The organism is Enterobacter cloacae complex sp. 370H10, assembly GCF_050031535.1.
GTDB classification, from domain to species: domain Bacteria; phylum Pseudomonadota; class Gammaproteobacteria; order Enterobacterales; family Enterobacteriaceae; genus Enterobacter; species Enterobacter intestinihominis.
Map to the genome: position 1 here is coordinate 246,264 of NZ_JBLGWG010000001.1, position 17,889 is coordinate 264,152.

The window sequence follows — 17,889 nt, forward strand, 5'->3', positions numbered from 1 at the left end:
ATACTCTGGCTTGTTTCTGCTCACCGTATTAAGACGCTCTTCCCGTTGGGTCGAGTGAAGTGAGTTCCGGAACATGAGTTCCGGCAAACATCCAGGAGCAAAGCTAATGGCTTTAAATCTTCAAGACAAACAAGCGATTGTTGCTGAAGTCAGCGAAGTAGCCAAAGGCGCGCTGTCTGCAGTAGTTGCGGATTCCCGTGGCGTTACTGTAGACAAAATGACTGAACTGCGTAAAGCAGGTCGTGAAGCTGGCGTATACATGCGTGTTGTTCGTAACACCCTGCTGCGTCGCGTAGTTGAAGGTACTCAGTTCGAGTGCCTGAAAGACACGTTTGTTGGTCCGACCCTGATTGCATACTCTATGGAACACCCGGGCGCTGCTGCTCGTCTGTTCAAAGAGTTCGCGAAAGCGAGTGCAAAATTTGAGGTCAAAGCTGCAGCCTTTGAAGGTGAGTTGATCCCGGCATCGCAAATCGATCGCCTGGCCACCCTGCCGACCTACGAAGAAGCAATTGCACGCCTGATGGCAACCATGAAAGAAGCTGCGGCTGGCAAACTGGTTCGCACTCTGGCTGCTGTACGCGATGCGAAAGAAGCTGCTTAATCGCAGTTATCTTTATAAAGCATTTGCTTACGTATAAACTTATTCTGATTTTCAGGAACAATTTAAATGTCTATCACTAAAGATCAAATCATTGAAGCAGTAGCAGCTATGTCCGTAATGGACGTTGTAGAGCTGGTTTCTGCAATGGAAGAAAAATTCGGTGTTTCTGCTGCTGCTGCTGTAGCTGTAGCTGCGGGCCCGGCTGAAGCTGCTGAAGAAAAAACTGAATTCGACGTAATTCTGAAAGCTGCTGGCGCGAACAAAGTTGCTGTAATCAAAGCAGTACGTGGCGCAACTGGCCTGGGTCTGAAAGAAGCTAAAGACCTGGTAGAATCTGCTCCAGCTGCGCTGAAAGAAGGCGTGAGCAAAGACGACGCAGAAGCACTGAAAAAATCTCTGGAAGAAGCTGGCGCTGAAGTTGAAGTTAAATAAGCCAACTTTTCTGGTTGCAGCCTAAGTAATTAGGCTGATGGCTGGTGACTTTTTAGTCACCAGCCTTTTTGCGCTGTAAGGCATCAGCAGCATTTCACACTGTTTGACTGCTGGTTGTCCTGACAATGCTTGTTTCTATCGACGACTTAATATACTGCGACAGGGTGCTCGCTCTGTGTAAATCGCAATGAAATGGTTTAAGCGTGATAGCAACAGGTATTGCGGAAAGTATTCAATTTTCCGGTCCACAAAATGGTGTTGCACAAACTGTCCCTTCGTCGGACAGATGGGTCGACTTGTCAGCGAGCTGAGGAACCCTATGGTTTACTCCTATACCGAGAAAAAACGTATTCGTAAGGATTTTGGTAAACGTCCACAAGTTCTGGACATTCCATATCTCCTTTCTATCCAGCTTGACTCGTTCCAGAAGTTTATCGAGCAAGATCCTGAAGGGCAGTACGGCCTGGAAGCAGCCTTCCGTTCCGTGTTCCCGATTCAGAGCTACAGCGGTAATTCCGAGCTGCAGTACGTCAGCTACCGCCTTGGCGAACCGGTGTTTGACGTTCAGGAATGTCAGATCCGTGGCGTGACCTATTCCGCACCGCTGCGCGTAAAACTGCGTCTGGTGATCTACGAGCGCGAAGCGCCGGAAGGCACCGTAAAAGACATTAAAGAACAAGAAGTCTACATGGGTGAAATTCCACTCATGACGGACAACGGTACTTTCGTTATCAACGGTACTGAGCGTGTTATCGTTTCCCAGCTGCACCGTAGCCCGGGCGTCTTCTTCGACAGCGATAAAGGTAAAACGCACTCTTCCGGTAAAGTACTGTATAACGCACGCATCATTCCTTACCGTGGTTCATGGCTGGACTTCGAATTCGATCCAAAAGACAACCTGTTTGTCCGTATCGACCGTCGTCGTAAGCTGCCTGCAACCATCATTCTGCGTGCACTGAACTATACCACTGAGCAGATCCTGGACCTGTTCTTTGAGAAAGTGATCTTTGAAATCCGCGACAACAAGTTGCAGATGGAGTTGGTGCCGGAACGTCTGCGTGGTGAGACCGCGTCGTTCGACATCGAAGCCGACGGCAAAGTGTATGTGGAAAAAGGTCGCCGTATCACCGCGCGCCACATCCGCCAGCTGGAAAAAGATGATATCAAACACATCGAAGTTCCGGTTGAATACATTGCAGGAAAAGTAGCCGCGAAAGATTACGTTGATGAATCAACTGGCGAGCTGATCTGCCCGGCGAACATGGAGCTGAGCCTGGATCTGCTGGCTAAGCTGAGCCAGTCTGGCCACAAACGTATCGAAACGCTGTTCACCAACGATCTGGACCACGGTCCGTACATCTCTGAGACTGTACGCGTCGACCCAACCAACGATCGTCTGAGCGCGCTGGTTGAAATCTACCGCATGATGCGTCCTGGTGAGCCACCAACTCGCGAAGCGGCTGAAAGCCTGTTCGAGAACCTGTTCTTCTCCGAAGACCGCTACGATCTGTCCGCGGTAGGTCGTATGAAGTTCAACCGTTCTCTGCTGCGCGACGAAATCGAAGGTTCCGGTATCCTGAGCAAAGACGACATCATTGAAGTGATGAAGAAGCTCATCGATATCCGTAACGGTAAAGGCGAAGTGGACGATATCGACCACCTCGGCAACCGCCGTATCCGTTCCGTAGGCGAAATGGCGGAAAACCAGTTCCGCGTTGGCCTGGTTCGTGTAGAGCGTGCGGTGAAAGAGCGTCTGTCTCTGGGCGATCTGGATACCCTGATGCCTCAGGATATGATCAACGCCAAGCCGATTTCTGCGGCAGTGAAAGAGTTCTTCGGTTCCAGCCAGCTGTCTCAGTTCATGGACCAGAACAACCCGCTGTCTGAGATCACGCACAAACGTCGTATCTCTGCACTCGGCCCAGGCGGTCTGACCCGTGAACGTGCAGGCTTTGAAGTTCGAGACGTACACCCGACTCACTACGGTCGCGTATGTCCAATCGAAACGCCTGAAGGTCCAAACATCGGTCTGATCAACTCCCTGTCCGTGTACGCACAGACAAACGAATACGGTTTCCTTGAGACCCCGTATCGTAAAGTGACCGACGGTGTGGTTACCGACGAAATTCATTACCTGTCTGCTATCGAAGAAGGCAACTACGTTATCGCTCAGGCGAACTCCAACCTGGATGACGAAGGCCACTTTGTAGAAGATCTGGTTACCTGCCGTAGCAAAGGCGAATCCAGCCTGTTCAGCCGCGACCAGGTTGACTACATGGACGTATCCACCCAACAGGTGGTATCCGTCGGTGCGTCCCTGATCCCGTTCCTGGAACACGATGACGCCAACCGTGCATTGATGGGTGCGAACATGCAACGTCAGGCCGTTCCAACTCTGCGTGCTGATAAGCCGCTGGTTGGTACCGGTATGGAACGTGCTGTTGCCGTTGACTCCGGTGTTACAGCAGTTGCTAAGCGTGGCGGTACCGTTCAGTACGTTGACGCATCCCGTATCGTTATCAAAGTTAACGAAGACGAGATGTATCCGGGCGAAGCGGGTATCGACATCTACAACCTGACCAAATACACCCGTTCTAACCAGAACACCTGTATCAACCAGATGCCTTGCGTATCTCTGGGTGAGCCAGTTGAGCGCGGCGACGTGCTGGCAGACGGTCCGTCCACCGACCTCGGTGAACTGGCGCTCGGTCAGAACATGCGCGTAGCGTTCATGCCGTGGAACGGTTACAACTTCGAAGACTCCATCCTCGTCTCCGAGCGTGTGGTTCAGGAAGATCGTTTCACCACCATCCACATTCAGGAACTGGCCTGTGTGTCCCGTGACACCAAGCTGGGGCCAGAAGAGATCACTGCCGACATCCCTAACGTGGGTGAAGCTGCGCTCTCCAAACTGGATGAATCCGGTATTGTTTACATCGGTGCGGAAGTGACCGGCGGCGACATTCTGGTTGGTAAGGTTACACCGAAAGGCGAAACCCAGCTGACGCCAGAAGAGAAACTGCTGCGTGCTATCTTCGGTGAGAAAGCGTCTGACGTTAAAGACTCTTCTCTGCGCGTACCAAACGGTGTTTCCGGTACGGTTATCGACGTTCAGGTCTTCACTCGTGACGGCGTTGAGAAAGATAAGCGTGCGCTGGAAATCGAAGAGATGCAGCTCAAACAGGCTAAGAAAGACCTGTCTGAAGAACTGCAAATCCTCGAAGCGGGTCTGTTCAGCCGTATCTATGCGGTGCTGGTTGCCGGTGGCGTTGAAGCTGAGAAGCTCGACAAACTGCCACGCGATCGCTGGCTGGAGCTGGGCCTGACCGACGAAGAGAAACAGAATCAGCTGGAACAGCTGGCTGAGCAGTATGACGAACTGAAACACGAGTTCGAGAAAAAACTCGAAGCGAAACGCCGCAAAATCACTCAGGGCGACGATCTGGCACCAGGCGTGCTGAAGATTGTTAAGGTGTATCTGGCTGTTAAACGTCAGATCCAGCCTGGTGACAAGATGGCAGGTCGTCACGGTAACAAGGGTGTTATCTCTAAGATCAACCCGATCGAAGATATGCCGCACGATGCTAACGGTACGCCGGTAGATATCGTACTGAACCCACTGGGTGTACCGTCTCGTATGAACATCGGTCAGATCCTGGAAACCCACCTGGGTATGGCTGCGAAAGGTATCGGCGACAAGATTAACGCCATGCTGAAGCAGCAGGAAGAAGTCGCGAAACTGCGCGAGTTCATCCAGCGTGCCTACGATCTGGGTACCGACGTGCGTCAGAAAGTCGACCTGAACACCTTCAGCGATGATGAAGTTCTGCGTCTGGCGGAAAACCTGCGTAAGGGTATGCCAATTGCAACGCCAGTATTCGACGGTGCAAAAGAAGCTGAAATTAAAGAGCTGCTGCAACTGGGTGGTCTGCCAACGTCTGGTCAGATTACGCTGTTTGACGGCCGTACCGGTGAACAGTTCGAGCGTCCGGTAACCGTAGGTTACATGTACATGCTGAAACTGAACCACCTGGTCGACGACAAGATGCACGCTCGTTCTACCGGTTCTTACAGCCTGGTTACTCAGCAGCCGCTGGGTGGTAAGGCTCAGTTCGGTGGTCAGCGCTTCGGGGAGATGGAAGTGTGGGCGCTGGAAGCATACGGCGCAGCATACACCCTGCAGGAAATGCTCACCGTTAAGTCTGATGACGTGAATGGTCGTACTAAGATGTATAAGAACATCGTAGACGGCAACCATCAGATGGAACCGGGCATGCCAGAATCCTTCAACGTACTGTTGAAAGAGATTCGTTCGCTGGGTATCAACATCGAACTGGAAGACGAGTAATTCTCGCTCAAACAGGTCACTGGTGTCGGGTTAACCCCCGACACCAGATTGTGCTAACTCCGACGGGAGCAAATCCGTGAAAGATTTATTAAAGTTTCTGAAAGCGCAGACTAAAACCGAAGAGTTTGATGCGATCAAAATTGCTCTGGCTTCGCCAGACATGATCCGTTCATGGTCTTTTGGTGAAGTTAAAAAGCCGGAAACCATCAACTACCGTACGTTCAAACCTGAGCGTGACGGCCTTTTCTGTGCGCGTATTTTCGGGCCAGTAAAAGACTACGAGTGCCTGTGCGGTAAGTACAAGCGCCTGAAACACCGTGGTGTGATCTGTGAGAAGTGCGGCGTTGAAGTGACCCAGACCAAAGTACGCCGTGAGCGTATGGGCCACATTGAGCTGGCGTCTCCAACTGCTCACATCTGGTTCCTGAAATCTCTGCCGTCCCGTATCGGCCTGCTGCTGGATATGCCACTGCGCGATATCGAACGTGTTCTGTACTTCGAATCTTATGTTGTGATCGAAGGCGGGATGACGAATCTGGAACGTAACCAGATCCTGACCGAAGAACAGTATCTGGACGCGCTGGAAGAGTTCGGTGACGAATTCGACGCGAAGATGGGTGCGGAAGCTATCCAGGCCCTGCTGAAGAGCATGGATCTGGAGCAAGAGTGTGAAACTCTGCGCGAAGAGCTGAACGAAACCAACTCCGAAACCAAGCGTAAAAAGCTGACCAAGCGTATCAAACTGCTGGAAGCGTTCGTACAGTCTGGTAACAAACCAGAGTGGATGATCCTGACCGTTCTGCCGGTTCTGCCGCCAGATCTGCGTCCGCTGGTTCCGCTGGATGGTGGTCGTTTCGCAACGTCGGATCTGAACGATCTGTACCGTCGCGTGATCAACCGTAACAACCGTCTGAAACGTCTGCTGGATCTGGCTGCGCCGGACATCATCGTACGCAACGAAAAACGTATGCTGCAGGAAGCGGTAGATGCCCTGCTGGATAACGGTCGTCGCGGTCGTGCGATCACCGGTTCTAACAAACGTCCTCTGAAATCTTTGGCCGACATGATCAAAGGTAAGCAGGGTCGTTTCCGTCAGAACCTGCTCGGTAAGCGTGTTGACTACTCCGGTCGTTCTGTAATCACCGTAGGTCCATACCTGCGTCTGCATCAGTGCGGTCTGCCTAAGAAAATGGCTCTGGAGCTGTTCAAACCGTTCATCTACGGCAAGCTGGAACTGCGTGGCCTGGCCACCACCATCAAAGCCGCTAAGAAAATGGTTGAGCGTGAAGAAGCTGTCGTTTGGGATATCCTGGACGAAGTGATCCGCGAACACCCGGTACTGCTGAACCGTGCACCAACTCTGCACCGTTTGGGTATCCAGGCATTTGAGCCAGTCCTGATCGAAGGTAAAGCGATCCAGCTGCACCCGCTGGTTTGTGCGGCCTATAACGCCGACTTCGATGGTGACCAGATGGCTGTTCACGTACCGCTGACGCTGGAAGCCCAGCTCGAAGCGCGTGCGCTGATGATGTCTACCAACAACATCCTGTCTCCAGCGAACGGTGAACCTATCATCGTTCCTTCTCAGGACGTTGTATTGGGTCTGTACTATATGACCCGTGACTGTGTTAACGCCAAAGGCGAAGGCATGGTGCTGACTGGCCCGAAAGAAGCTGAGCGTATTTATCGCGCTGGCCTGGCCTCTCTGCATGCGCGCGTTAAAGTGCGTATCACCGAATACGAAAAAGATGAAAACGGCGAATTCGTGGCGATTACCAGCCTGAAAGACACGACCGTTGGCCGTGCGATTCTGTGGATGATCGTACCGAAAGGTCTGCCTTTCTCCATCGTCAACCAGGCGCTGGGCAAGAAAGCGATCTCCAAAATGCTGAACACCTGTTACCGCATTCTGGGCCTGAAGCCGACCGTTATCTTCGCTGACCAGACAATGTACACCGGCTTTGCTTATGCAGCGCGTTCAGGTGCATCTGTTGGTATCGATGACATGGTCATCCCAGAGAAGAAACACGAGATCATCTCTGAAGCGGAAGCTGAAGTTGCTGAGATCCAGGAGCAGTTCCAGTCTGGTCTGGTAACCGCAGGCGAACGTTACAACAAAGTTATCGATATCTGGGCTGCGGCGAACGATCGTGTATCCAAAGCGATGATGGATAACCTGCAAACCGAAACCGTGATTAACCGTGACGGCGTAGAAGAGCAGCAGGTCTCCTTCAACAGCATCTACATGATGGCCGACTCCGGTGCGCGTGGTTCTGCGGCACAGATTCGTCAGCTGGCAGGTATGCGTGGTCTGATGGCGAAGCCAGATGGCTCCATCATCGAAACGCCAATCACCGCGAACTTCCGTGAAGGTCTGAACGTACTCCAGTACTTCATCTCCACGCACGGTGCGCGTAAAGGTCTGGCGGATACCGCACTGAAAACGGCGAACTCCGGTTATCTGACGCGTCGTCTGGTTGACGTTGCGCAGGATCTGGTCGTCACCGAAGACGATTGTGGCACCCTCGAAGGTATCACCATGACCCCGGTTATCGAGGGTGGTGATGTTAAAGAGCCGCTGCGCGATCGCGTACTGGGTCGTGTGACCGCGGAAGACATCCTGAAGCCGGGCACCGCAGACATTCTGGTTCCACGCAACACTCTGCTGCACGAACAGTGGTGTGACCTGCTGGAAGCGAACTCTGTTGACTCTGTGAAAGTGCGTTCCGTTGTATCCTGTGACACCGACTTTGGTGTGTGTGCGCACTGCTACGGTCGTGACCTGGCGCGTGGCCACATCATCAACAAAGGTGAGGCTATCGGCGTTATCGCAGCACAGTCCATCGGTGAGCCGGGTACACAGCTGACGATGCGTACGTTCCACATCGGTGGTGCGGCATCTCGTGCGGCTGCTGAATCCAGCATCCAGGTGAAAAACAAAGGTAGCATCAAGCTCAGCAACGCGAAGTCTGTTGTTAACTCCGCAGGCAAGCTGGTTGTGACTTCTCGTAACACCGAGCTGAAGCTGATCGACGAATTCGGTCGTACCAAAGAGAGCTATAAAGTGCCTTACGGTGCGGTTATGGCGAAAGGTGATGGCGAGCAGGTTGCCGGCGGCGAAACCGTAGCAAACTGGGATCCACACACCATGCCGGTTATCACCGAAGTAAGTGGTTTCATCCGCTTCACTGACATGATCGACGGCCAGACCATTACTCGTCAGACCGACGAGCTGACCGGTCTGTCTTCTCTGGTGGTTCTGGATTCTGCTGAACGTACTACCGGTGGTAAAGATCTGCGTCCTGCACTGAAAATCGTTGATGCTCAGGGTAACGACGTTCTGATCCCTGGCACCGATATGCCTGCGCAGTACTTCCTGCCGGGTAAAGCGATTGTACAGCTGGAAGATGGCGTACAGATCAGCTCTGGTGACACCCTGGCGCGTATTCCTCAGGAATCCGGCGGTACCAAGGACATCACCGGTGGTCTGCCACGCGTTGCGGACCTGTTCGAAGCACGTCGTCCGAAAGAGCCTGCTATCCTGGCTGAAATCAGCGGTATCATCTCCTTCGGTAAAGAGACCAAAGGTAAGCGCCGTCTGGTTATCACGCCAGTAGATGGCAGCGAGCCGTACGAAGAGATGATTCCTAAGTGGCGTCAGCTCAACGTGTTCGAAGGTGAACGCGTGGAACGTGGTGACGTGGTCTCCGATGGTCCAGAAGCGCCGCACGACATCCTGCGTCTGCGTGGTGTGCATGCTGTTACTCGTTACATTGTTAACGAAGTACAGGACGTATACCGTCTGCAGGGCGTTAAGATTAACGATAAGCACATCGAAGTTATCGTTCGTCAGATGCTGCGTAAAGCAACCATCGAAAACGCGGGCAGCTCCGACTTCCTGGAAGGCGAGCAGGTTGAATACTCACGCGTTAAGATCGCTAACCGCGATCTGGAAGCGAACGGCAAAATCGGTGCGACCTTTGCACGCGATCTGCTGGGTATCACCAAAGCGTCTCTGGCAACCGAGTCCTTCATCTCTGCTGCATCGTTCCAGGAAACCACTCGTGTCCTGACCGAAGCGGCTGTTGCAGGTAAACGTGATGAACTGCGCGGTCTGAAAGAGAACGTTATCGTGGGTCGTCTGATTCCGGCCGGTACCGGTTATGCGTACCACCAGGATCGTATGCGTCGTCGTGCAGCGGGTGAACTGCCAGCTGCACCGCAGGTGACTGCCGAAGATGCATCCGCGAGCCTTGCAGAACTGCTGAACGCAGGTCTGGGCGGTTCCGACAACGAGTAATCGTTGATGCCCGGTAGGTAAAATTACCGGGCATATGAATCACAGGTCGGGTAAGCGCAGCGTCACCCGACAATAAAAAACCCGCCTCGGCGGGTTTTTTTACGTCTGTATGTCTTCAATTCACTAACGGGATGCGTCGATAAAGCTCAATCATATCGCCCGCCAGATCCTGAATGACCATCGCGTTCATCAGGTGATCCTGAGAGTGAACGGTGATCAGGTTAACCGGAAGTTTACCTGTCCCTTCATCAAGACCGATGAGCTGCGTCTGGATCGTATGCGCATGTTTCACATATTCACGCGACTCTTCCATCGCTTTCTCGGCTTCGTCAAAGTCACCTTTTCGCGCCATCTGCAACGCTGTCAGGGCCGCACTGCGCGCCGCACCTGCATTGACCAGTAGCTCCATGATTGTAGTTTCTAAGTCTTCCATTATGACTCCAGAAGTTTGAGCGCTTTTTCCAGTACGGCATCACCTTTCATCATGCCGTAATCCATCATGTCGATAACCGCGACCTTTTTTCCGAGCGGATCGGCCTGCGCCTGGAGTTTTGCCTGTTCGTATTTAACCTGTGGCCCCAGTAATACGATATCAGCCGTCGCGATGTTATCTTTGAACTCCGCGACCGGAACGGCTTTAATGGTTACTTCGACTCCTTTTTTCTGCGCGGCATCTTTCATACGTTGAACCAGCATGCTGGTTGACATTCCCGCTGCACAGCATAAAACGATGTTCTTCATAGTCAGCCTCGATCTACATGTGTTTATTGATAATTATCCCGCGCAGACCGCTTCAACAACCGCTTTACCGCGATTGTGTGTCAGGCATCACAAAGAAATCGGCATTTTTCTGAAACCGGTTACAATTTTATACATGAAAGCATTCTGCCCGTCTTAACGGGCGGAATCTCAGGAAGGATATTATCGGCTGGCCGTGCTTACGATGCGGTTTTTACCCTGTTGTTTAGCGGTATACAGCGCTTCATCTACGCTACCAATAAATTGTTCCAGCGGTTCGAAGTGCCACTCTCCCACCCCCGCGCTGAAGGTTACTCGCAGGTTCTCTTCCCGCCAGGTCCGTTTTTCCACGGCGGTGCGCCAGGCTTCCAGTAGCGCGTGCGCGGAGTTCATCAGCTCGGCCGGGAAAATCACCCCGAACTCTTCCCCACCGTAGCGGTAAACGGAAACGTGGTGCGGCTGCATGATCTGAATACCTTCGCGCGCCACGCTGCGCAGAACAATATCCCCGCTCAGGTGGCCCCAGGTGTCGTTAATAGATTTGAAGTTATCGATATCGACCAGTGCCAGAACGAAGGGTTGATGAGCGGTCAGCAGCTCATCCACATCGTTGTCGAAAGCACGGCGGTTCTTGCAGCCTGTCAGCGCATCATGGGTGGCCTGACGGACATAGGCCATCTCACGTTCCTTATTGGTTCGAATGGTATGGCTGAGCATCGCCTCAAGACGTGGCGCCTGATTGACGTCTCCGGTTTTGATGGCGTTGATAATGTTCATCAGCACAGAACGCGAGGCATGGCGCAGGTAGAGCCCGAACAGAATGATGATGATTGCCGCCAGCGCAAATCCCCAGCCGACGACGGTGGTTTCATGCCGGGTGATGACGGAAAGCGTGGCATCGGAGACCCGATAAATCACAAACCAGTCCGGATTGGTGAAAGAGTAGTAGTAATACCAGGTTTTACTTTTGGGGTCGAAAAGATGCCCTTCGCCGCTGGTCATTTTGTCCATCAGCGCTTCGCTTACGTACTGCTTAAAGAGCGCCCCCGTGTCCGGATGCAGCACAACGGCGCCGTCACGTTCCACGACAAAAAACTCACCCTGAACCGGTGCCACCATCTGGCGCAGGGTATACCCCATGGAGGTTAAATCAAGATGGAAAGCGAGCGTGCCCTTCAGACGGCCTTCCGGTGAAATGACCGGTTTATAGAGGGTGACCGTAGGATGTTGGGTGAAATAGTCCAGATAGGGGCGGGTATAGTGAGGAAAGTTGCTGGCTTCCGCTTGCCCGATAAACCATGGGCGTGTTCGTGCGTCGAACGACCTACTCTTCTCCGTTGGCAGTACTTCCGGCGCGCGCAGATGGTGCCCTTCGGTGTCCGCCAGAGAGATAGACGACACCGTCGGCATCAGGTTCTGCAAATGCATTAACATCTGCAAACCCTGTGCTGGATCGATATTTATCGTCTGATTCACTCTGTCTTCACGGGCGTAGTACATCGCAGCGCGACCAAGAATATAGTCGTTTTCTCGCAGAATGGATTCGGTATAGTTCACCGCCAGATTATGGGTGAAGTTACCATTAATTTTATGATAATCCTCAATAAAATCCTTCCGTTGTGAAAGGATGACCAGAATCGCGATTATCGCGAAACTGAACAGAATCCCCGCGAAGCTGACCATAATTGGTCGGGTGAAAGAGAGCTTTTTACTGTGGAGTGCCATGAGTTGTGCATCAATCCAGATGGTAGACGCGTTGCGTCTGTCGATATCCTCAGCATAGTCGCTGTCAGATTGCTGGTAGTAAATTATACAGAAAGCGATTTCCGACGGGTTGATTTATCTTAAGAGTAGATAAGAAACGACGTATTTATTTTATCAATTGAAATTTTGTTTAAGGGGCGGAGGGCAGGGCGAAACGAGGAAGAAGCATTTTCACCCTGGTCAGCGTCCGTTGCTGACGTGGTTAATCCTAATAAAACCGGGCAGATCTCCTCAATCGCCCGGCGTTGATATTACGAGCCATCTCGTAACCTTTCCGCGTTGTTGCAGGCGGTTTCAGCGCAAATGCGAAGCTCTTCCCAGCCAGCTGTCCCAGTCTTTCCACACGGGCTGTAGCCCCTGTGCAGTCAGGGCTTCCGCCACCGCGTCGGGCCGTCGTCCGTCGTGCGGTGCAAACTGTTCCAGTTCCGGGCGATCGTCCGCGTAACCGCCCGGCTGCGTTTTGGAAAAGGCGCTGACGTTGTTGATCGCCAGAGGGATCGCGCGGTCGCGAAACGCGGGGGATTCACGCGTGGAGAGCGACAATTCCACTTCCGGCGCGAACAGGCGAAATGCGCACAGGGTTTGCACCAGCTGGCGCTCATCCATCAGCGAGGCGGGTTCAATGCCTCCCGTACACGGACGCAGCCGTGGAAATGAGATGGAATAGCGGCTTTGCCAGTAGTACTGCTGTAGCCACAGCAGATGCTCTGCCACCATATAGCAGTCAACCCGCCAGCTGTCGGACAGACCGATAAGCGCGCCCAGCCCAATTTTATCGATACCGGCGCGCCCCAGCCTGTCCGGCGTTTCCAGCCGGAAGATGAAATCCTGCTTCTTCCCTTTCAGGTGATGTCGGGCATAGGTCGCCTCGTGGTAGGTTTCCTGATAAACCATTACGCCGTCCAGCCCAAGGGTTTTCAGTTCCGCATATTCCTCTTGCGACAGAGGCTGCACTTCCATTTGCAATGAGGCAAATTCGCGGCGGATGGCCGGAAGATGCTGGCGAAAATAGTCCATCCCCACTTTGCCCTGATGTTCACCCGTCACCAGTAAGAGATGTTCAAAACCCATCTCACGAATAGCCGCACACTCGCGGGCGATCTCATGCTCATCCAGCGTTTTACGCTTAATGCGGTTGCTCATTGAGAAGCCACAGTAGGTGCAGTCGTTGGCGCACAGATTAGAGAGATAAAGCGGCACGTAAAAGCTCACCGTGTTGCCAAAGCGCTGGCGGGTAAGGCGTTGCGCGCGCTGCGCCATCGGTTCAAGGTATGCGCTGGCTGCCGGAGAAAGCAGGGCCATCAAATCCTCGCGGGTCACATGCCGGGCTGTTAATGCCCGCTCTACGTCCGCAGAGGTTTTACTGTTGATGCGTAAGGCAATATCGTCCCAGTTAAGCTGACGCCAGCGATCGGTAAAGGTAGCCATCAGAGTGCCTCCAGAAAACCGGTCAGCGGGCTGGTGGCCTGCGCCTGAAAGCTGCGCGAGCCGGGGCCGGACTGTCGTGCCAGCAGACCGGACTCCACGGCAAGGCGGAACGCACGCGCCATCATCACCGGGTCGTCGGCCACCGCAATCGCGGTATTGACCAGCACCGCATCGGCCCCCATCTCCAGCGCCTGCGCGGCATGACTGGGTACGCCGATGCCCGCATCCACCACCACGGGCACGGTCGCCTGCTCGATGATGATCTCCAGCATCGCGCGGGTCTCCAGTCCCTGGTTGGAGCCAATGGGCGCCCCTAACGGCATCACGGCCGCGCAGCCGACCTCTTCCAGACGCTTACACAGCACGGGATCGGCACCACAGTAGGGCAGAACGGTGAATCCCTGCTGCACCAGCGTCTCTGCCGCTTTCAGGGTTTCGATCGGATCGGGCAACAGCCAGCGGGCGTCCGGATGAATTTCCAGCTTCAGCCAGCAGGTGCCGAGCGCTTCCCGGGCCAGATGCGCAGCGAAAATTGCTTCCTCGGCCGTTTTCGCACCGGAGGTATTGGGTAAGAGCGTCACGCCTGCCTCCAGTAACGGCGCAAGTATGGCATCGTTGTGCTGACGCAGATCCACGCGCTTCATCGCCAGCGTCACCAGCTGGCTGCCGCTTTCACGAATAGCATCCACCATTAGCTGCGGGGAGGCGAATTTTCCGGTTCCGGTAAACAGATGTGAATCAAAGACTTTGTCGGCAATACGTAACATCTCAGCCCCCTGCGATAACCTGAAACAGCAGGATCTGGTCGCCTTCATTGACCTGCTGATGTTCCCACCGCTCGCGCGGCAGGATCTGTTGATTGAGCGCCAGCGCCGTTCCCGGCTTCATCTGGCGCAGCGTGTCGAGCAGGGCGGCAACGGTGAGATCGTCGTCGCACGTCATCGGCTCATCGTTAAACAGAATGCGCATTGCGGCCTCCGCATACCGGGCAGCGGCTGGCGCGGCTTAACGCCAGATGGCGCCAGCCGCTGGAACGGGCGTCGAACAGCCGGAGCGTGTTGCGCTCTGTTTCCATGCCGCTGAGCAACTTGATGGCTTCCAGCGCCTGAAGGGTACCCATCACGCCCACCACCGGCCCAAGAATGCCAGCCGTGCGGCAGTTACGCTCCGGTTCAGCCTCGTCCGGCCACAGGCAGCGGTAGCAGCCCTGCGCCCACGGCGGCGTAAGCACCATTATCTGCCCGCCGAAACCGACCGCGCTGGCGGCGATCAGCGGCGTGTTCTGTGCAACACAGGCCGCATTAATGGCCTGACGCGTTGCCATATTGTCCGTGCAGTCCAGCACCACGTCGGCAAGGGCAACTTCGCGTTGCAGATCTTCTCCGCTCAGCCGCGTCTGGAGCGCAACCAGTTCAATATCGGGGTTAAGCTGGTTCAGCCGCTTGCGCGTAACCTGTGCTTTAGGCTGGTTAACATCTTCTGTCGTGAAGAGGATTTGCCGTTGCAGGTTGCTGAGGTGTACCTCATCGTCATCGGCCAGTACCAGCGTTCCCACGCCCGCCCCGGCCAGATACAGCGCGGCGGGCGCGCCCAAGCCACCCAAACCGACAATCAGTACCCGGCTGGCGAGCAGCTTTTGCTGCCCGTCAATGGCGATATCCTCCAGCAGGATCTGGCGGCTGTAGCGCATAAAATCACGATCTTTCATCGCCTGCTCCTGCCAGTTGTAAGAGCCGTGCGGTGGCGGCCTGCCAGTCTGCGGCCTGGGTGATAGCGCTGACGACGGCGATACTGCCGACGCCGGTTTCCAGCACGGCGGGCGCACGTTCAAGGCTGATCCCGCCGATGGCGACGGTGGGGTAATCGGCAAGGCGCTTAACGTGGGCTGCCAGCTGAGCCAAACCCTGTGGGGCAGACGGCATCTGTTTGGTTTGCGTCGGGAAAACGTGGCCGAGGGCGATGTAGGAGGGGCGGGCCGCCAGCGCCACGTCGATCTCCATATCATCGTGGGTGGAAACGCCCAGCCGCAGACCGGCGTCACGGATTGCGTTGAGATCGGTCGTTTCCAGATCTTCCTGTCCCAGATGCACGCCGTACGCCTGGTGTTTAACCGCCAGCCGCCAGTAGTCGTTGATAAACAGGCGGGCGTGGTAGCGACGTCCCAGCGCGATAGCGGCGGCCACATCGGCCTCCACCTCTTCGTCGCGTTTATCCTTGATGCGCAGTTGGAGGGTGCGAACGCCTGCCTCCAGCAAGCGCTCTATCCACGCCACGCTGTCCACCACCGGGTAAAGCCCTAAGCGGAAGGGGACAGGTGGGAAATCGGGCTGGTACATTACGCCTCCTCCTTTTTGAGGTAGATTTCGCCGCCTTTGGCGCGGAAGGTTTCGGACATGTCTGCCATGCCGACTTCAATGGTCTGCGCGGCGGCGTAGTCGCGCACCTCCTTGCTGATTTTCATCGAGCAGAACTTCGGCCCACACATGGAGCAGAAGTGCGCGACTTTGCCCGATTCCTGCGGCAGGGTTTCGTCGTGGTAGGCGCGGGCGGTGAACGGATCCAGCGCCAGGTTGAACTGGTCTTCCCAGCGGAATTCAAAGCGCGCTTTGGACATGGCGTTGTCGCGAATTTGCGCGCCCGGATGGCCTTTCGCCAGATCCGCCGCGTGGGCGGCAATTTTGTAGGTGATCAGCCCCTGCTTCACGTCCTCTTTGTTTGGCAGCCCGAGGTGCTCTTTCGGCGTCACGTAGCAGAGCATGGCGCAGCCGAACCAGCCGATCATCGCCGCGCCGATCCCGGAAGTGAAGTGGTCATAGCCCGGCGCAATATCGGTGGTCAACGGCCCCAGGGTGTAGAACGGTGCTTCGTGGCAGTGCTCCAGCTCCTCGGTCATGTTGCGGCGGATCATCTGCATCGGTACATGGCCCGGGCCTTCAATCATCACCTGCACATCGTACTCCCAGGCGATTTTGGTCAGCTCGCCCAGCGTGTGCAGCTCGGCAAACTGCGCCTCGTCGTTCGCGTCACGGATGGAGCCAGGACGCAGGCCGTCGCCCAGCGACAGAGAAACGTCATAAGCGGCGCAGATCTCGCAGATTTCGCGGAAGTGCTCGTAGAGGAAGTTTTCCTGATGATGGGAAAGGCACCATTTCGCCATAATCGAACCGCCGCGTGAGACGATACCGGTCAGACGCTTCGCGGTCATCGGCACGTAGCGCAGCAGTACGCCCGCGTGAATGGTGAAGTAGTCCACGCCCTGTTCCGCCTGCTCCAGCAGCGTGTCGCGGAACGCTTCCCAGGTGAGGTTTTCGGCGATACCGTTTACCTTCTCCAGCGCCTGATAAATCGGAACGGTGCCAATCGGAACCGGGCTGTTACGCAGGATCCATTCGCGGGTTTCGTGAATGTAACGGCCGGTGGAGAGGTCCATCACCGTGTCCGCGCCCCAGCGCGTCGACCAGACCAGCTTTTCCACCTCTTCTTCGATGGAAGAGGTGACGGCAGAGTTGCCGATGTTGGCGTTGACCTTCACCAGGAAGTTGCGGCCGATAATCATCGGCTCGGATTCCGGGTGGTTGATGTTGGCGGGAATAATCGCGCGCCCGGCGGCTACTTCATCACGCACGAATTCCGGCGTGATGTTCTCCGGCAGGCGAGCGCCAAACCCTTCACCCGGATGCTGGTGGCGCAGCACTTCGCTGCGAATGCGCTCGCGGCCCATGTTTTCGCGGATGGCGATGAACTCCATCTCCGGCGTGACGATACCCTGTCGCGCGTAGTGCAACTGGGTTACGCATTTGCCCGCTTTAGCGCGTTTCGGCGTCAGCAGGCCGGTAAAGCGCAGCTCGTCCAGACCGTCGTCGGCCAGGCGCGCGTTGGTGTACGCCGAGCTGCGCACGCTCAGTTCTTCGCAGTCGTTACGGGCGTCAATCCACGGCTGGCGAAGCTTTGCCAGACCCTGCTGCACGTTGATAGCAACATCAGGATCGCCGTACGGGCCGGAGGTGTCATACACCGGCACGGCTTCGTTGTCTTCAAACTGCGGGTGCTCTTTGCTGCCGCCGATAAGCGTCGGGCTGAGCTGGATTTCGCGCATCGGCACGCGGATATCGGCCTGTGAACCGGTGATGTAGATGCGCGTTGAGTTCGGGAAAGCGGTGCCTTCCAGGGTGTCGATGAAGCGTTGTGCGTGTTCGCGCTGTTCGCGGCGGGTCAGTTTTGTTGTAGACATAGCTCATTCCAGATGTGAAGGACATGGCTTGTCAGACGACGGAT

13 protein-coding genes are annotated in these 17,889 nt (G+C 55.0%); 4 read left to right on the top strand and 9 right to left on the bottom strand.

The features are described 5' to 3' along the window. The first annotated feature begins 106 nt into the window (after positions 1-106). From rplJ to rpoC, 4 genes are all read left to right on the top strand, one after another. Positions 107-604, top strand: coding sequence for a 50S ribosomal protein L10 (gene rplJ / locus ACQG2Q_RS01255; RefSeq protein WP_426759050.1), 498 nt, complete (start codon positions 107-109; stop codon positions 602-604). Positions 605-670: 66 nt separating this feature from the next. Continuing rightward, positions 671-1,036, top strand: a complete 366-nt coding sequence (gene rplL, locus ACQG2Q_RS01260; RefSeq protein WP_002445276.1) for a 50S ribosomal protein L7/L12 — start codon at positions 671-673, stop codon at positions 1,034-1,036. Between the two features lie 319 nt (positions 1,037-1,355). Continuing rightward, the gene (gene rpoB, locus ACQG2Q_RS01265; RefSeq protein WP_023299068.1) at positions 1,356-5,384 is read left to right on the top strand and encodes a DNA-directed RNA polymerase subunit beta; all 4,029 of its coding nucleotides are present in this window, start codon (positions 1,356-1,358) and stop codon (positions 5,382-5,384) included. Between the two features lie 76 nt (positions 5,385-5,460). Beyond that, positions 5,461-9,684: a DNA-directed RNA polymerase subunit beta' gene (gene rpoC / locus ACQG2Q_RS01270; protein WP_023299069.1), complete on the top strand. Its 4,224-nt coding sequence runs from the start codon at positions 5,461-5,463 to the stop codon at positions 9,682-9,684. A 115-nt stretch (positions 9,685-9,799) separates the two neighbouring features. Here rpoC and ACQG2Q_RS01275 read toward each other — a convergent pair whose 3' ends face one another. The 9 genes from ACQG2Q_RS01275 to thiC all read right to left on the bottom strand — a co-directional run bounded on the left by ACQG2Q_RS01275 (position 9,800) and on the right by thiC (position 17,845). Then, positions 9,800-10,117 (bottom strand): PTS lactose/cellobiose transporter subunit IIA, encoded by a 318-nt coding sequence (locus ACQG2Q_RS01275; RefSeq protein WP_003862327.1) that lies wholly within the window; start codon positions 10,115-10,117, stop codon positions 9,800-9,802. Continuing rightward, positions 10,117-10,425: a PTS sugar transporter subunit IIB gene (locus ACQG2Q_RS01280; RefSeq protein ID WP_010425948.1), complete on the bottom strand. Its 309-nt coding sequence runs from the start codon at positions 10,423-10,425 to the stop codon at positions 10,117-10,119. The genes ACQG2Q_RS01275 and ACQG2Q_RS01280 overlap by 1 nt, the downstream gene beginning before the upstream one ends. A gap of 180 nt (positions 10,426-10,605) precedes the next feature. Continuing rightward, positions 10,606-12,147, bottom strand: a complete 1,542-nt coding sequence (locus ACQG2Q_RS01285; RefSeq protein ID WP_063850459.1) for a sensor domain-containing diguanylate cyclase — start codon at positions 12,145-12,147, stop codon at positions 10,606-10,608. 333 nt (positions 12,148-12,480) lie between these two features. After that, positions 12,481-13,614, bottom strand: coding sequence for a 2-iminoacetate synthase ThiH (gene thiH / locus ACQG2Q_RS01290; protein ID WP_022646704.1), 1,134 nt, complete (start codon positions 13,612-13,614; stop codon positions 12,481-12,483). Then, positions 13,614-14,381 carry a thiazole synthase gene (gene thiG / locus ACQG2Q_RS01295; protein WP_023299071.1) on the bottom strand — a complete coding sequence of 256 codons (768 nt, stop codon included), beginning with the start codon at positions 14,379-14,381 and terminating at the stop codon, positions 13,614-13,616. The genes thiH and thiG overlap by 1 nt, the downstream gene beginning before the upstream one ends. A 1-nt stretch (position 14,382) precedes the next feature. Then, positions 14,383-14,583: a sulfur carrier protein ThiS gene (gene thiS / locus ACQG2Q_RS01300; RefSeq protein ID WP_023305244.1), complete on the bottom strand. Its 201-nt coding sequence runs from the start codon at positions 14,581-14,583 to the stop codon at positions 14,383-14,385. After that, positions 14,567-15,322: a thiazole biosynthesis adenylyltransferase ThiF gene (thiF, locus tag ACQG2Q_RS01305; protein WP_063850458.1), complete on the bottom strand. Its 756-nt coding sequence runs from the start codon at positions 15,320-15,322 to the stop codon at positions 14,567-14,569. Before thiF ends, thiS begins: the two co-directional genes overlap by 17 nt. Then, positions 15,309-15,950 (bottom strand): thiamine phosphate synthase, encoded by a 642-nt coding sequence (thiE, locus tag ACQG2Q_RS01310; protein ID WP_022646707.1) that lies wholly within the window; start codon positions 15,948-15,950, stop codon positions 15,309-15,311. Before thiE ends, thiF begins: the two co-directional genes overlap by 14 nt. After that, on the bottom strand, positions 15,950-17,845 hold the full coding sequence (thiC, locus tag ACQG2Q_RS01315; protein ID WP_063850457.1) for a phosphomethylpyrimidine synthase ThiC: 1,896 nt from the start codon (positions 17,843-17,845) through the stop codon (positions 15,950-15,952). The genes thiE and thiC overlap by 1 nt, the downstream gene beginning before the upstream one ends. Positions 17,846-17,889: the final 44 nt, after the last annotated feature.

Coding starts and splice junctions, on each gene's coding strand:
- thiG (WP_023299071.1), bottom strand. CDS start 14,381: ATGTTACGTATTGCCGACAAAGTCTTTGATTCACATCTGTTTACCGGA.
- rplL (WP_002445276.1), top strand. CDS start 671: ATGTCTATCACTAAAGATCAAATCATTGAAGCAGTAGCAGCTATGTCC.
- ACQG2Q_RS01285 (WP_063850459.1), bottom strand. CDS start 12,147: ATGGCACTCCACAGTAAAAAGCTCTCTTTCACCCGACCAATTATGGTC.
- ACQG2Q_RS01275 (WP_003862327.1), bottom strand. CDS start 10,117: ATGGAAGACTTAGAAACTACAATCATGGAGCTACTGGTCAATGCAGGT.
- rplJ (WP_426759050.1), top strand. CDS start 107: ATGGCTTTAAATCTTCAAGACAAACAAGCGATTGTTGCTGAAGTCAGC.
- thiF (WP_063850458.1), bottom strand. CDS start 15,322: ATGAAAGATCGTGATTTTATGCGCTACAGCCGCCAGATCCTGCTGGAG.
- ACQG2Q_RS01280 (WP_010425948.1), bottom strand. CDS start 10,425: ATGAAGAACATCGTTTTATGCTGTGCAGCGGGAATGTCAACCAGCATG.
- thiH (WP_022646704.1), bottom strand. CDS start 13,614: ATGGCTACCTTTACCGATCGCTGGCGTCAGCTTAACTGGGACGATATT.
- thiC (WP_063850457.1), bottom strand. CDS start 17,845: ATGTCTACAACAAAACTGACCCGCCGCGAACAGCGCGAACACGCACAA.
- thiE (WP_022646707.1), bottom strand. CDS start 15,950: ATGTACCAGCCCGATTTCCCACCTGTCCCCTTCCGCTTAGGGCTTTAC.
- thiS (WP_023305244.1), bottom strand. CDS start 14,583: ATGCGCATTCTGTTTAACGATGAGCCGATGACGTGCGACGACGATCTC.
- rpoB (WP_023299068.1), top strand. CDS start 1,356: ATGGTTTACTCCTATACCGAGAAAAAACGTATTCGTAAGGATTTTGGT.